Annotated in this window: 8 protein-coding genes and 1 pseudogene; 6 read left to right on the top strand and 3 right to left on the bottom strand. The window is 61.4% G+C overall.

Annotated features, from left to right (window positions below; translation table 11 throughout):
* The first annotated feature begins 451 nt into the window (after positions 1-451).
* The 3 genes from ABS73_RS16325 to ABS73_RS16315 are packed head-to-tail and all read left to right on the top strand — an operon-like array spanning position 452 to position 6,082.
* Positions 452-904 (top strand): hypothetical protein, encoded by a 453-nt coding sequence (locus tag ABS73_RS16325; protein WP_277021055.1) that lies wholly within the window; start codon positions 452-454, stop codon positions 902-904.
* 1 nt (position 905) lies between these two features.
* Complete coding sequence (locus tag ABS73_RS16320) at positions 906-2,174, top strand: hypothetical protein (RefSeq protein ID WP_277021053.1); 1,269 nt, start codon at positions 906-908, stop codon at positions 2,172-2,174.
* Between the two features lie 14 nt (positions 2,175-2,188).
* Positions 2,189-6,082, top strand: coding sequence for a hypothetical protein (locus tag ABS73_RS16315; protein ID WP_277021051.1), 3,894 nt, complete (start codon positions 2,189-2,191; stop codon positions 6,080-6,082).
* A gap of 324 nt (positions 6,083-6,406) precedes the next feature.
* On the opposite strand, the gene ABS73_RS16310 is transcribed toward ABS73_RS16315, so the two are convergent.
* The 3 genes from ABS73_RS16310 to ABS73_RS16300 form a co-directional block, all read right to left on the bottom strand.
* Positions 6,407-7,408, bottom strand: coding sequence for a glycosyltransferase (locus tag ABS73_RS16310; protein ID WP_277021049.1), 1,002 nt, complete (start codon positions 7,406-7,408; stop codon positions 6,407-6,409).
* Positions 7,409-7,511: 103 nt separating this feature from the next.
* Positions 7,512-8,684: an AAA family ATPase gene (locus ABS73_RS16305; RefSeq protein ID WP_277021047.1), complete on the bottom strand. Its 1,173-nt coding sequence runs from the start codon at positions 8,682-8,684 to the stop codon at positions 7,512-7,514.
* Positions 8,684-9,502 (bottom strand): TnsB C-terminal domain-containing protein, encoded by an 819-nt coding sequence (locus ABS73_RS16300; RefSeq protein ID WP_277021045.1) that lies wholly within the window; start codon positions 9,500-9,502, stop codon positions 8,684-8,686. Before ABS73_RS16300 ends, ABS73_RS16305 begins: the two co-directional genes overlap by 1 nt.
* A gap of 2,736 nt (positions 9,503-12,238) precedes the next feature.
* Here ABS73_RS16300 and ABS73_RS16295 point away from each other — a divergent pair.
* From ABS73_RS16295 to ABS73_RS16285, 3 genes and pseudogenes are all read left to right on the top strand, one after another.
* Entirely contained in the window at positions 12,239-12,805 is a 567-nt protein-coding gene (locus ABS73_RS16295) for a hypothetical protein (RefSeq protein WP_286693560.1), read from the top strand.
* Positions 12,806-13,671: 866 nt separating this feature from the next.
* Entirely contained in the window at positions 13,672-14,259 is a 588-nt protein-coding gene (locus ABS73_RS16290; RefSeq protein ID WP_277021039.1) for a recombinase family protein, read from the top strand.
* A gap of 277 nt (positions 14,260-14,536) precedes the next feature.
* Positions 14,537-14,713: pseudogene (locus tag ABS73_RS16285) on the top strand (transposase); the annotation flags it as partial.

The raw sequence follows: 14,713 nt of genomic DNA, 5'->3' as shown, positions 1-14,713 counted from the left end.
GTGCCTTCCTCACCTTGCCTCAGGATGAACGCCTTCTGCGCCTCCGTGAACCTCGATGCCTTCATCGTCTTCAGCTCCTCTCCCAGCCAGGGAAGGTTAACCGAAAACTCCAGTTTCAAACGGTCCAGTTTTCAGGGGGCAGAGCACCGGTGGAGTGCCCCCACTTCAGTGGGGGCACTCTACATGCAGACCTGCGCAAGCAACGCCCGCTGCATTATGGGGGAGTTAACCTCTTTTGTCCCAATATCTCCCGATACGGCCTGACTTCGGTCGCAACGGTTATGGGGGCTTCATGAGAACGTTGCGCAGGTTGCACGTGAGTGCGTGTCACGCGGAAATCCGACGGTCTCCCGCACGCTAATCGTGCCACCACCTTGCTCATTTGGCTTTGCCTATCCGGCTTGAATCACACTGATCCCCTCCACGGGGCCATTTTTCACGGAGACATCCGATGCCCAGCAAATCAACCGTCAGCGGTGTTCTTCAGGATGCCCAACTTAACCTGATCTCCGGGGGCAAGGTCGTCGCCACCCTGACCGGGTCCGATATCTTCGATGGCAACGTGCGGATCGTCACGGAGAGGGTCGAGACAACCACCGGCGCGGATGGCCGATGGTCCATGCCTCTGATCGTGAACGGCGAAGGGAAAAGCGCGACCAGCAGCTGGTCGGTGGAGATCTTCAACGAATTCGCCGTTTCCGTCCACAAGATCGAGAACCTGTTCATTGCGACAGCCAATCCGATCACCCTGGGCGCCCTTGAGAAGATCAGCGAGGCCAACCGGATCGCGGCAATGGAGGCGACCCGGTCACGGCTGATCATGGTCACGACCTTTGCCGAATATATCGCGCTGCCTGCCAATCAGAAGCGGGACACCGACGTCGTTCTCGTCTCGGGGGTCTGATATGTCTTTAAGGATCATTGATGGCCTGAACATTCAGCTGTTCGACACCATCACCGCGGTGACCTTCGGCATGCAGCCGGCCGCATTGCTGGATGCGCAAGGCAACAGCCTGATCAGCAATCCGCCCTCTGCGCCACAGGTCATCAGCCCTATTGCCGATCTGGTCGAGGTTGTTGGCGTCAGCCCGATCACGATCGATCTGGTCACCAGGTTCAGCGGCGCGACCCACTATGCGATCAGCCCGACAAACATGACCGGTGTCACGGTGGCCGGTGCGATCCTGACCGTCAACCCGACCGCGGCAGCGGCCCGACGCACCGTCACGGTGACCGGCATCAACCCGGCCGGGGCCAGCGCGTCACTGACGTTTGCGCTGACGATCACGGCCCCGATGCTCACCGTCACCGCACCGCTGCCCGATCAGAGCCTGAGGGTCGGCGACAGCAATGTGACGATCGATCTGTCGCTGCACTTTGCCAATGCCGTGACCTATGCTGTCAGCCCTGCAAATCAGGGCGTCACCATTGATGGGACCGTCCTGACCATCAGCACTGCGGCAGCGCGCAATGCATCCTATACCGTCACCGCGACGGACATCGCGGGACAGAGCGTCACAGATGCGTTCAATCTTGTGGTGGTGCTTGCCACCTTTGCCCCGGCCATCGTCACGCAGCCGACCATAAGAGGTGGCCCGGTGGCCGGGTCTGTGCTGAGCGCCAGTCCCGGCGCCGCAGCGGGCAACCCGACGCCCAAGTTGGCCCGCAGATGGCTCTCTGACGGTGTCTTGATCGCTGGCGCGACCAAGTCGACATTCGACACGACGGGCCGCGCTGGACAAGCCATCAGCCTGCAAGTCACCTGGTCGAACGGTGTCGGGTCACCTGCTGTCGCAACGTCCCCGGCCCTGATGATCACCGCGGCGACGACGGCCCCCACCTTGGGGACAGAAGGCATGATCGCCATTGATGGCGACGACATCGTTCTGACGGCCCCGCTGGTCACCGCAGGCTACCCGGCGCCGACTGTCACCCTGACCGCGACCAGGAACGGCAGCCCGATCACCGTCATTGATGGACGGTTCGTGGGCGGTGCGATTCCCGGCGATACAGAGCAGGTCTATGCGGCCAGATGGACCGCCGCGAACGGCACATTGCCGGATGCCGTCCAGGAAGCGGTCCTGACGATCGACAGGGCTGACCTTCCTGCGTCCGCCGAAGAACTGATGAAATACAGCATGACCGCAGACGGCTTTGTCGCTGTTCCAGCGTAGGGGATTACATACTCATGGCACGCAAGATCTTTTGGCGACTGGCTGATCGCGGCGATGGACAACCCGGCCCTCTGCAAGAGGTCCAAGGTCCCGACGACGAGGTCGTGGCGACGCTGATACCGAGCGATACCGAGATCCAGATCACCCACAATCTGGAGTCTGGTGTCTGGGAAAACCGCCGCACCCTGCCGGCAGCCGTCGATGCGACCCGCGCACCCCTGCGCAGGACAAGCATCATCGGCCAGCCGAACATCGTCCCGGCGCGTTATTATGAGGAGGGTCAGAACGAGCTGATCGACCCGGATACGCATCCCCATATCATGGGCGTCACCCACCGTGTCGTGGCGCCGGGCAACTGGACCGATCCGAAGATATGGAACACCGGAACCGTGCCCGGTGCCGGCGCCGTCGTCAGCCTGACGCCCGGCATGAAGACGATCTATGACGCCTTCAGCGACGTGATCCTGAAAGACCTGCTGGTGCCCTTCGGCGCGACCTTCGAGCTGGCGACTTGGACCAGGACCCGCATCCGGCTTGACTACTGGATGACCATGGGCGTCGTGAACCTGACCGACACCCGTGAGGCCGACACGCCCGGCCCCAAACATGAGATCATCTTCCACGCCTCCCAGGCTCCTGGCGCCACGACGCGCTTGGGCGCCATGTTCATGGGACCGACCCGCATCCGTGGCGCCCAGAAGAGCGGTCATCGCCGTCTTGGAGCAAAGGTCGGTCAGACCGTACCCTCGGCCGCGGCAGGCGACACCACCCTCTATGTCCAGAACATGGGCGGTTCGAACTGGCAGGTCGGCGATACCATCGTCATCTTGGGCACCGAGTATGTGCAGCCCGTCAGCAGCGATCCGCAGTATTCCGGTCCGAAAACCTATTATGGCTATGGCCAGGGCTACAAACAGCTCCACCTGAACAGCTATCAATTCGGTCAGGACGAGGAACGCACCATCACTGCCATCGACGGCGAGATCGTCACGCTGAACGCGCCGCTGCAATACACCCACACCGGCATGGTCGGCACGCTGAAGAACGGCAAGGCGATCATGGTCGCTCCCGTTGTGGCGAACGTCTCCCGCTCCATCCAATTCCGTTCGGCCTCGGCCGAGGAAGACGGGGCGCTGGATCCGAACGCAGACATCACGGATCTGCAGAAACGTGCCCACACCATGTTCCACCGCTGTCCCGATCTGGACGTGCGGTATTTCGAGACGAAGAACATGTCCCGGACCTCGACAGACCCGACCCTTTTTGTTGACGGCCTGCCGTACCGGATCGAAATGGCCGGCGGATTCCCGACCATGGTGGAACTGCTGGATGTTGCAGGTGGCACGCCGATCGCCAACCCGATCAACGTGCGCGGCCGCTATGCCGTGCACTTCCATTGGTGCGGCGGTCCTTACGCCGCAGCCCCGATGACCGTGTGCAAGGGCGTCTCGTCCTGGGCACCCATCGGGGGTCATCCGATCCCTGGCTGGGCCATGACGCATCACGGCAGCCGCGTGTCCATGGAAGACTGCGTGATCTCGAACGTGCGCGGAGCGGGCATGGTCTCAGAGCTGGGCAACGAGACCGGCCAGTGGGTCAACAACGTGGTCACCGGCTGTCGGGGGGATGGCGAGCACAGCTACTGGGGCTCGCGCTCGGAATGCTACACCAACCACAACGGCCATGCCGGTGTCGCCTATGAGAACCAGTCGCGGGCGATCAGGATGCACGGCAACATCGCCGGCTCCTCGCGCTTTGCCTATCTGTGGCATCACCAGAAATCCACGCGCCAGGCACGTCTGCTTCGGGCCGAGGATATTCCGCTGTTCGATGGCATCCTGACCGGTGGCGGATCTCACCATGACACGTTCGAGGATGAGGGCATCGGCTTTAACCAGGCCCAGATCCCGCCCATGGAGCACAACGAGGCCCATGCCTGCCGCATCGGCTTCAGCGTCTTTCACCGCGCAGGTGGCGAGAGCGGTAAGAGCAGCGTGCCTTTGCTGGTCAACGAGTTCCACTGTCTGAACGTGCCCTTCGCGTTCGACGTGTCGCAGTATTCCAGCCGCTACTACTTCAAGGACTTCCTGTGGCAGGGTCCCCAGGGCATGATGGCCTCGTCGGTCGCCATCCGGGTTGGTGTCGTGACCTGGGACTGGAATTTCTCCAACGGTCACATGCGCAATTACCGCACTGGCTTCAGCAACGGCGCCGGACTGAACTTTGACGGCTACGTCATCGATGTGACCTATGAAAACGTGACCCACCCGGAAAGCAGCGGCTGGTCGAACGTATCGGGCGATCACCGCGCCCGTGACAGCATGGGGCCTTGGGTCCAAAACCCTGCCAACCCCGGTCAGTGGAAGGTTCGGAACATGGAGAGCATCGACAGCGCGACCTTGCCCCTGCCGTATCCGCTGGCGATTGCACCAAACGGCACCGAGGGCTTTGGTCGTCACCACCCGGCTGGCTTCCCCATCGTGAGGCCCGGCGACAAACCCTATTTCACGCTTGGTGACGGCATCAATGGCGCCGCCTCGCCCGGTATCAACCTCACGCTGAACGGCGGGGCAGGTCGCAACCAGGGCCGGGTCTATGGTATCATCCGCGACAGTACCGGCGATCACCCCTGGCCTTCGCACCAGTCGTCCGAATCTTTCCCGAACCAGCTATCGCTGGATAACAAGGGTCCGCGTCACTTCGGCAAGCTGAAGACTGAACAGGTCGTGCAGCGTTGGGGCTGCTGGAATGACAACGGCACCTGGAAGACGCGGGTGTGGTTCCCCGGCGGCGATCGCTTCACGCATGTCCGCTTCTGGTTCCACATCGACTATACCCTGGCATCGTTCGACCCGGAGTTCCTGGCCATTCACAAGATGGACGGTCCGAGCGAGGAACCGAAATGGCCGGACCTGCCCGAGCAGATCGCCGACGTCCCGCCCCCGTTTGCGCCGCTTAAGGAGCCGATCCGGTTCCTGTCCCGGACCCGTCTGGAGGCCGTCGATGGCCAACCTCTTGCGCACCGTCTGCGGCCGACCCGAGTGGCGTCCTCGCTCAGCATCGTCGGTGGTGCGGATGCCGCGTCTTTCCGCACGTCCATGCAGCGTCTGCAATGGGCCGGGAACGGCGTGCGCAGCCACAGCAGCCCGGCGGATGCCAATGGCGATAATGTCTATGAAGTGATCATCCGTGTGACCGATGCCTGGGGTGTCACGCATGACGAGCCTCATGAGGTCGTCGTCATCCCGTCCGAGCGGGTTTCGCCGGTCATCAACGACAACTTCGACCGGGCAGCTGGTCCCCTGTCGGACACGCCGGGCTACCGGCTGTTGCAGGGCAATGCCAACGCGATCACCATCGTCAACCCGACGGCCGGCGATTTTACGTCCGGCTATACCGCCATCCCCGTCTCCTCCAATCCCACCCCCATGATCGACATGGGATCGCTCGGAACCAGCGAACAGGAAGTCTCGGTCAGCTTCGGCGACTGGACGGATGGCTTTGTCATCATGCGCATGGAGGATCAGAATAACTGGATCGGTTTTCGGCGTCAGGATTACGCACCGAGCACGGGCCACGGGCTTGTGCTTAGTATGATGAAGAACGGCATCCTTATGCATCTCGGACGTTGGGCTGGACCGGGAAGCACAAGGGTTTTCTTCCGTGCAGAAGGACGTCGGATCACCTGTGGGCGTTTCGAAGGAATTGGCGAGCTCGTCTGCTATTATCCGCAGACGCGGCCTGGCCTGACCTACCTTGAGAACGATCCGAAGAGCCGGGCGGGGGCCGTGCTTCTCCCCGCGGACGCGCCGATGGGAACACATGTCGGTCTGCGGGGCGTCTCCTTGGGCGGCGTGACGCGTAACCGCTGGATCGACAACTTCGAGGCCAAGGCGCTGCCTTCGTAAACAGCCTGCAAAGAAGCATTACGCGCGATGGTGTCTGCCATGGCGGTTTTCCATTCTTTGGCTTTCCTGCGGGGTGAGCGACCAGACCCCTGCAGGCTTCACTCTGCACCTTACCGCCGCAATCGCCCGCTGCTCCACGCACCGGGCGATTGCTCAAATTGCGCCGATCGGCGTATATGACCACCAGCATTCAGTTGCGGCTGGATGAAAAGCTCGTGGCAGGTCAAGCCATGCATAGGTTGCAGCCCGACGGGCCGAGAGTTGGAGGCAGGCGCCCCCGCCCCAAGAAAACCGTTCCGCCGTAGCGACTGGTTCAGCTGCCTGCTAGGCCTGCACGGCCAAGTCCAGAAGGTCCAGATAGGCGCGGGCGCTGCGCTTGGCGTTCAGCTCCTCGATGACGTAGGACCGGGGGTCGAATTCGGGCAGCGATGCCCAGAAACGGTCGAATGACGGCTCCAGCGTGGCCTCGGTGAAGGTCATGCCGCAGCGATCGTCGAAATAGGGCACCGAGGGCGCGAACAGACCCTTGGGGGCCAGGCGGCTTTCGACCGAATCGACCAGGATACCCTCGTTCCACGCGAAGACCGGGATGCCCGATGCCATCGCCTCTTGATAGGCCAGGCCCTGGGTCTCGTGCTCGCACAGAAAGACCATGGACCGCGCAGCGCGCAGCGCGGCCTTGAAATCGGCCACCTGGTGGTCGCCATAGCGCAACACGACCGAGCTGAGCCCGCGCAGCCGCAGGTGATCCTGCACCCTATGCAGCAGGCGGGGCACCATCTCGTCGCGGTGCCAGCGGATCTTGTCGTAGATGACGACGTCATGCGTCTTGCGTTCGGCCGACAGGTCGGGCCAGTCCTCGACGATGATCGGAACGAACATCGGCTGTACGCGGTCGCCCAGCTGCCCGCGCCAGATCTGGCAGTACCATTCCGAGGGCTGGGTGAAGATCCGGATATTCAGATGGGCGGTCATGGCCTCCAGCTCGGCCGGGCGCGGGACGTAGCCGGGGCCAAAGACCGCCGGATTGGGCAGCCTGACCCGGTCGTAGACCTCGGGGAAGCCTGCGATCCCGATGACCTGGCCGGGATTTCGGCGCGCATGGGCAAAATCGTTGACGTGAACGTCGCAACCCAGCTGCTCCAGGCCCTGCCTGAGGTTGCGGAAGGCCGTATAGAACCCGGTATAGAGCTGCTTGCGCCGCAATCCGCGATAGGCAGTCCGGGCCGTCAGGTGCAGCCTCGACTGCAACCGACCAAAGGGCCGGTCCAGCGCCTTCTCCTCGTAGCCATGATAGAAGAGGTCGACGCGGCGGTTTCGGACCATGGGACATGCCTGCCATGAAAGAGGATCAAGATGACCATCCCCGGCTGAGAACCAGCCACGAAACGGGCAGTATCCAGGCATGGGGTGGCGTGGAGCCGCGACTCTAGCCCGGAAGGGCGGGCTTGTCTGCCCCTTGTGTCAGGCCCCGTGTTCGCGCCTGCGGAAAGTAGGTGTAGAAGGTGGTGCGGCTGACGCCGAGGCGACCGGCGATCTGGGCCACCGGGATCGTAGGGTCCCTGAGCAGCGCCCGGGCCACGGCAAGATCCTCGTCGGCCAGTTTGCGCGGGCGGCCACCCTTGCGCCCGCGCGCTGCGGCAGCCCGAAGCCCCTCGATCGTCCGCTCGCGATTCAGATCCAGGAAGTATTCGGCGATCGTGCCCAGAAAGTTGAACATCAGCCGCCCCGTGGCCGTCTCGGTGTCGATGGCCTCGGTCAGGGAGCGCAACCGCACACCCTGCCCCTGCAGCCTGCGCGGGCTGCGTTGACGACGTCGCCGGTGATGGTGCTGAGGATCGTTGATCCTCAGAATGCGTCCGATCTGGACAAAGAGGCGCTGGAGCAGGCGAAAGTTGCCTCCCGTGATGCGGGCGATCGAGGCGATAGCCTGAGCGTCGGTGAAGTCGGCCTCGTCAAGTTCGAGGCCGAGCCGGCGCCAGTGGCGGTTGAGGACGAAACTGAGCTCGTCGCTAGTGAGGGGGCGGTAATGGTGGGCGAAGCCGACGCGGCTGTAGAGCTGGGGGTAGCGCGCGAGGCGCCTCTCCATGCCTGGCATGCCGATCAGGATCACACTCCGGCTGGTGCGGTCGAAGATATCACGCACGAGCTCGAGCGCGGCAGTCTGCATCTGCTCGGCTTCGTCGATGATGATCGGTTCGACTAAGCGGTTATGGTCGCGGCGAAGCACTGTGCCGCCCTCACGCTTGATCTGCGCCTCGATGCAGGCGCTGACCAGGACAAGGCTCTGGACCACGGCGTCGCGCAGATCGCGCAGCGTGCCGGTGATGGTCGGGGTATGGAACACCGTGCGCGTGCGGGCGAGCTTCTCATCGAGGGCTGTGCAGGCGTCCACGCTCAGGCCCCACCCGTCGATCATCGGCTCGGCCTCGTCCCAGTGGGCGTAGCGGCGCGCGGACAGGGTCTTGCCCACGCCTGCGGGCCCGAAGCACAGGCCGATGGTGCGGTGCCGGCGCACGACAGTGGCGAACTCGACAAAGCGGCGGTTCTCCTTGGTGGCGATAAAGGCGCCCGCGCGCTCGACCTCCGTCAGGCTGGCCATCAGTAGTCCTCCTCGTAAAGGCGCAGCCTGGTCCGAGCGCGCGAAGGCGGGTCCCGCGGAGCCGCGGTCTGGGCGGGGCCACCAGAGATGAGCAGAAAATCGGCCACGCGCGCGATCCGCTCGCCGATGCCGGCACGCAGGGCCAGACGGTGCGCGCGCCGCGCCGCCTCAATGTCCTTGAGCGTGACCGCCTCGCCGACGAAGCCGGCAAGGGTCGGGCTTGCGTAGCGCAGGTCCTCGAAGCGGATGCTGTCGCGCTGTACGATCCTGGGCTTGGCGTGCTGGACCAGAAGCAGGTCAACCTCCTCCAGGCTGTCGGGCACGCGCGGCAGGAAGGCGCCCGCGGCCCAAGTCTCGCGCGGGGCCTCGCCGGTCCTCGAGTGAGGGCGCAAGTTGTAGGTGCAGACCACAAAGGCGCCGATCGCATAGTCGAGATCAGCCAGCGACAGCCGCGGCGTGCTGGCCAGCCGACCCCCGACAACGTGCCCGGGCAGCTCGGGCAGAAGCTCCGTTATGATGGTGCAGAAGAGGCGCTCGACCTTGCCCCGGCCTTGAGGGCGAACCACAGCCGAGTGGATCAGCGGGATGCGGAGATCGGCCACGACCTGCTCGAGGTGGACTCTGGTGAAGTCAGAGCCATGGTCGACGTATAGGACGTCGGGGATGCCACAGACCGCCCAAGCAGCGTCCGTCTTGCGCCAGATCGCCTGTTGCAGCGCAAGTAAGGTGTTCAGCGCCGAGGGCGCGCCCAGGAACACCATGTAGCCCGTCACCGCCCGCGAGTGATCGTCGATGACCGTCGTGAACCACGGCCGCACGGGCTTGCCCAGTGAGACAGGGTCGGGGGGCTAGACGCGCAATGCGGGCGCCGGGCGTCCAGCTGCACTCCCTGCCAGCTGCGTCTTTTCTCAATCGCTATTATATAACGATGCCGGGGCCGCCGGTATCTCCAAGGCCAAGGGCGCAATTATCCCCGCCTTATGCTCACAGCAGGAGATACCGATGCAACAAAAGCAGAAGCTAAAAATATCGATTGGCCCAATTCGGGGGGAAGAAAATGGATGCATGGCTATTTTCGCCCTGTGTCTAGTCGTGCTGGCAATGGCCGCATTCTAGGGATGGTTCGAACAAGGGGCGGCCCCTAGCCGACCCCTGCCGGGCACTACGAACGCATCCCGAAAGTAGGCGCATCAGATAGATAAAAATTCGTCGTTACGCCAAACTTTTCCGGCGCAAATAAACGAGCAGAGTTTTTAGTATCAGCCCCGGGGCGGCTGCTCAAAAGTAGCAGAAAGGCCATTCAATTGAGAACGGAGTGCTTTGCCTTGCAAACCAGGCATCATTCTTAGGCTTTAAGCATCTTCGCGCAAACCGCGGGAAATATGCTCATACGCTTCTTTGCCCTTCAAACCTTGGGAAATGACACGCATAATCTGGACGAGAGAAGTTTCTAGGGCCCTTATCTATCCCGCGGAAGCCTACGCATACTCTTCTGTAGTAGAAATGCCATAGCTATCATCATTTGTCATCTGTACCTCCTAAAACGCATTCTCTTAAGCTGTCAGCCCTGCCGTTTGTTCTGACAATCGCAATGCCGACTTTGCCAGTCAGGGGCATCAGGCATCGTGCAGTCAAACAGGAAGCCGCGGCAAGATGCGGCGGGACGAAGCTAAGACGGAAAGGGCTGTTGCAGTTGCAGGATATGGCCGATGTCTACCGGAATTGCATTCCTGCATCTGCGCTGTGTTTCGAGCCGTCGCGCACGTCGCTTTTCTTCGCCTTGAGAACCGTTCCGATCAACAGGGACGAAGCGGCGAAGCAGTAATGTTTACATTCCGCATTTCCCGCCCTCTGCACCCATCCGCGCTACGTGTTGAGGGTATCATTGGCAAGAAATGGAAGTGTAAGTTTTACACTCTGCGGGCCGGTCGCGGGACCTTTCGCTAAGCCCGCCCCGAGGCGCCCGGCCTGGGTCGATCCCCGGCCCCCGGCCCCCTCCGGGGCAATCCAAACGCGCACCAAAAACGGCCGCCCCGGCCCGTCACAAAATTGCGGTGTTCTGGAACCTCGGCCCCCGCCCAGCCCGCGCTTTTTCTTGCGGGATTTGAGAGCGGGTACCATCATGTCAGAATTAACCTGGGTGCCTCACATGTTAAACTGGTTCAACGAAAATTTTCCCGAAAGAAGCTATTCTATATTCCGAATTAAAAAATTCCTGTATTACGATCGATGCAACCTTGTGGAGGTCGCGACAGAGCATCCTTGGATATCCGCAACCGCCTTGGCCTTTCTGTCCGCGTTCATGCTAATATCGGCCTTAATCGTTATTTCCGTTCTGCTGGCTGTCTTCGTGATCGCGCGCATGATTTTTTCTGCCGTCTGTATTGGCCTTGGAAATCTTCTCAGCGTGGGGCCTTGTCCGCTCTATGAAATGGGGGCGGTCGGACGACTCACGAAATATGTAGGAAGGCCGTGCAAATAATGGCGCCAAACCTGATAATTTACTCGCTCGGGACCCAATAATTCGGTATTATATCTAATAAATCACGGCTTCTATGATAAGGTGAAAGAGAAACTGGAGGCCCTTTAAATTGCCCTTAATCAGTTACCGCGGGATACCGAAAATAACCTATCAGGAAGTAATGGCCGCGGCGCGGCGCGCGGATGCTGAAAGCCTAAGAATGATGCCCGCCGCCTTCTAGAGATTGCATCGACGCTGCCTGATCGGCCGCAGCAGGGTAGCGGTCAGACCACCGTCTTGTCGCAGCCTTCGCCCGGTATCCGGGTCGAGCCCAGCACCGCGGCGTCTGCCCAAGGGCAGCCCACGGGCCCGTGGGGCAAATATGCAGCCCAGTCCGCGCCGCAACCTGCGACGCAAGCCACCGCGGGCATGATCGAAGTCGAGATCCCCGACGGCCGCATTCAGGAACTCGCCGGAAGCCTTCTTCGAGATGGACGAGACGTTGTCGGCCCTTCTGACCGAATGCGAAGCGATCCAGAAGATTGCCGACGCGGCCGTGGCCCGCTGGATCCTGGTGGGTAACAAGATCTGCGCTAGCGCCTGATCCAATCCTCTCAACACCGCAGCGCCTGGCCCAGTTGGGCGTTTTGCATTAGGGGTCATGCTGGATGTCACCTATTCCCCAGCCCCTTCCCCCTTCCTGCCTGACCAACCCCCTGCCCCGCAGCGCCCGAGGCGATTAAAGTGCAAATCAGCGGGCTGATTGCGGGCGTCAGTCCGCGCCGGTCGGCACTTGCTACCTGTGGGCTGCTTCGCCCGACACGGCCTGACGCCGGTGCATCGTTAGATCATTAGAAGGCGGAAATTTTCGATGCCTGAAATCGTTGACAGAATCGGCAGAATATCGGACGCCGGTTTCCGGTTCACCGGACGTGGACGTCCGCGCATTTCCGGTTTTGGGACGACAGCGTCCCCCGTCGCGGACACCGGCGTCCGCTGGATGGCCAGTTTTGGGAAACCCATTTCCGGTTGTGGGTTGCGCCTGTCCGTTTTCGGCGGCAACATGTTTCCCACAACAGGAAACGAGTAGGCCATGAACAGGAACAATCTTCCAGAGTTGCCGGCCCGAAAGCCTTATGGAAGCTGGGTGCAGACCGAGCGTGCCGCCCATGAGGCATGGGCCGCCCTGATTACCCGATCGCCCATCGCCGCGCGCGCCATGCACGTCATCACGGCCCAGATCGACGACCAGAATGCGTTCATCATCTCGCAGGAAGCGCTGGCGGAACTGGTGAACTGTTCCGAACGGCGCTTGCGGGATGCGATCAAGATCCTGGCCGAAGATAACTGGATCGAGGTTCGCCGCATCGGCGGGCGCGGAACGGTGAACGCCTATGTCGTGAATGATCGGGTGGCATGGAACGGATCGCGCGATGGGCTGCGCTACAGCCTATTCAGCGCCAAGGTCTACGTCCCCGAGCGGGAACAGCCTGACCGCGAGGAACTCGGCAACCAGGCCCCGCTGCGGCGCCTACCGTCCATGTTTGCGGGTGAACAGCAGCTGCCATCAGGCGAAGGCCTTCCGCCCGTCTCACAGCCCGCTCTGGAGGGCTTGATGCCCGATTTGCCGGCGCGGCGGATCAACCGCGACGACGATTGAGCATCTGCGAACCCGCGAGAGGGCTCAAACGCACAAATAATTAGGCGAGGAATAAACCAGATGTGGAAGCGTGCCGGTGAACAGCCATGCAAATGATCGGCCTGGCCACTTAGAAGGGCGACAGTAGTAAGTCCACCATTGCCTGATCGATCGCGGCAGAATTGACTGGGTGGGGCCGCATGGCCTTGCTGGAATCGACCCGCGAGGATCGCCTATCAAATGGTGGCAGCGTCAGGAAACGGATGACCTGCATCTAGTCACGGGCCTGACCCGCGCTGATAGACATCCAAGGCCGTCGAGACGTTGCGGGGGCAGGGGTTCGACTGGCTGATCATCGACACGCCTGGTGCGCGGGACGAGGCCACGCGGATCGCCCTGCTTCAGGACAAAAGCCTTCTGCGCCTCCGTGAACCTCGATGCTTTCATCGTCTTCAGCTCCTCTCCCAGCCAGGGAAGGTTAACCGAAAACTCCAGTTTCAAACGGTCCAGTTTTCAGGGGGCAGAGCACCGGTCACAAGGTAAAGCGTCTGCGGCTGTCGGGTGCGCACATGCGGGTAAACGGACAGCGCCCATGGCCTCCGCGACGTCGGTCCTCGGAGAGAGCCGCGAAGGGAGCTTCGGTCGAATCCGACATATCCCACCCCATGGGGAGCCTACCCTTCCAACTCGGTTCGCATTCCTTGACGCGTCCGAAAGGGGATCGCTCAACGGACGCCTAACCGCCTCCGAGCCGAACCCTGTGTTTGACGGCAAAACTGATTCTCATTTAGATGGTACGATGATATTATCATTAACCGGACCTTTTGCGTTACAAACGAGAGGCGCCCGGCACCAATCTCGCTAAGTCATGTTCCAAGGAGGCACCCATGTCTGAAACCCGCGTGGGCTATGCCCGGTGCTCGACCGACAAACAGGACCTCGCGGCACAAAAGGTCGCCCTTCGCAATCTCGATGTGGCTGAGGAACGCGTCTACACTGACCACGGCTTGACCGGGACAAACCGTGACCGACCGGGACTGGCACAGGCCTTGGCCGCCGTCAGAACCGGCGACACACTGGTGGTCCCGAAACTCGACCGGCTGGCGAGATCGGTTCCGGACGCTCGTGCCATCGCGGACGAGCTGGCGAAACGAGGGGTTAAGCTTGCTTTGGGTGCTTCAGTCTATGATCCGACCGACCCGATGGGAAAGATGTTCTTCAACATCCTTGCTACCTTCGCCGAGTTTGAAGCCGACCTGATACGCATGCGGACCAAAGAGGGTATGGCAGTTGCCCGTGCGAAGGGAAAGCTGAAGGGTAAAAAGCCAAAGCTGTCGGATCGACGCCAAACAGAGCTTCGGCGCATGTATGACACAGGAGATTACTCGATCAGCGATCTGGCCGAGCTGTTCGATGTGTCGCGGCCGACCGTCTATCGGGTCCTGCAACGAACACCAAGCGTTGAGGCATCATAGAAATCAATAGCTGCCCTTCGCTGCGCACCACATGAACTTATGCTATGCGGAACGAAGCACATATTTGCCCTCAGTCGGTAAACAATCTTCCGCTGATCCTTCATCGCGCATCGGTTCTTTACATAGCATTGGCATCAGCCACTGATACTCGTCTGTCCCCCTTCGCCTAAGGCCAACGGTCTTCTTTTGCAGCGGTAGTACGCGAACAGGGAGTGCTGTGCTGAACTGGCCCCCGTTTCGACCGGACATTTGGGCATAGCCATGGAGGCTTAGGTATATGCCTGAGCACGTGCTTATGTCTGAGATTGAGATCATCACCGATGGCGGTCGTCGGCGCCGCTGGACTGCTGCCGAAAAGCTGCGGATCGTCGAGGAGACGCTGGACGATCAGACGATCAGACGATCACGCCAGCATTTCCATCGTTGCGCGGCGCAATGGCGTTGCACCCAACCT

It is taken from the genome of Paracoccus sp. SCN 68-21 (assembly GCF_001724535.1).
Taxonomy (GTDB): Bacteria; Pseudomonadota; Alphaproteobacteria; order Rhodobacterales; family Rhodobacteraceae; genus Paracoccus; species Paracoccus hibiscisoli.
This window is presented reverse-complemented; position numbering and strand designations above follow the sequence as displayed.

Bases quoted from the DNA above. Each gene is read 5' to 3' on its own strand.
- ABS73_RS16325 (WP_277021055.1), top strand. From the start codon at position 452: ATGCCCAGCAAATCAACCGTCAGCGGTGTTCTTCAGGATGCCCAACTT.
- ABS73_RS16320 (WP_277021053.1), top strand. From the start codon at position 906: ATGTCTTTAAGGATCATTGATGGCCTGAACATTCAGCTGTTCGACACC.
- ABS73_RS16315 (WP_277021051.1), top strand. From the start codon at position 2,189: ATGGCACGCAAGATCTTTTGGCGACTGGCTGATCGCGGCGATGGACAA.
- ABS73_RS16310 (WP_277021049.1), bottom strand. From the start codon at position 7,408: ATGGTCCGAAACCGCCGCGTCGACCTCTTCTATCATGGCTACGAGGAG.
- ABS73_RS16305 (WP_277021047.1), bottom strand. From the start codon at position 8,684: ATGGCCAGCCTGACGGAGGTCGAGCGCGCGGGCGCCTTTATCGCCACC.
- ABS73_RS16295 (WP_286693560.1), top strand. From the start codon at position 12,239: ATGAACAGGAACAATCTTCCAGAGTTGCCGGCCCGAAAGCCTTATGGA.
- ABS73_RS16290 (WP_277021039.1), top strand. From the start codon at position 13,672: ATGTCTGAAACCCGCGTGGGCTATGCCCGGTGCTCGACCGACAAACAG.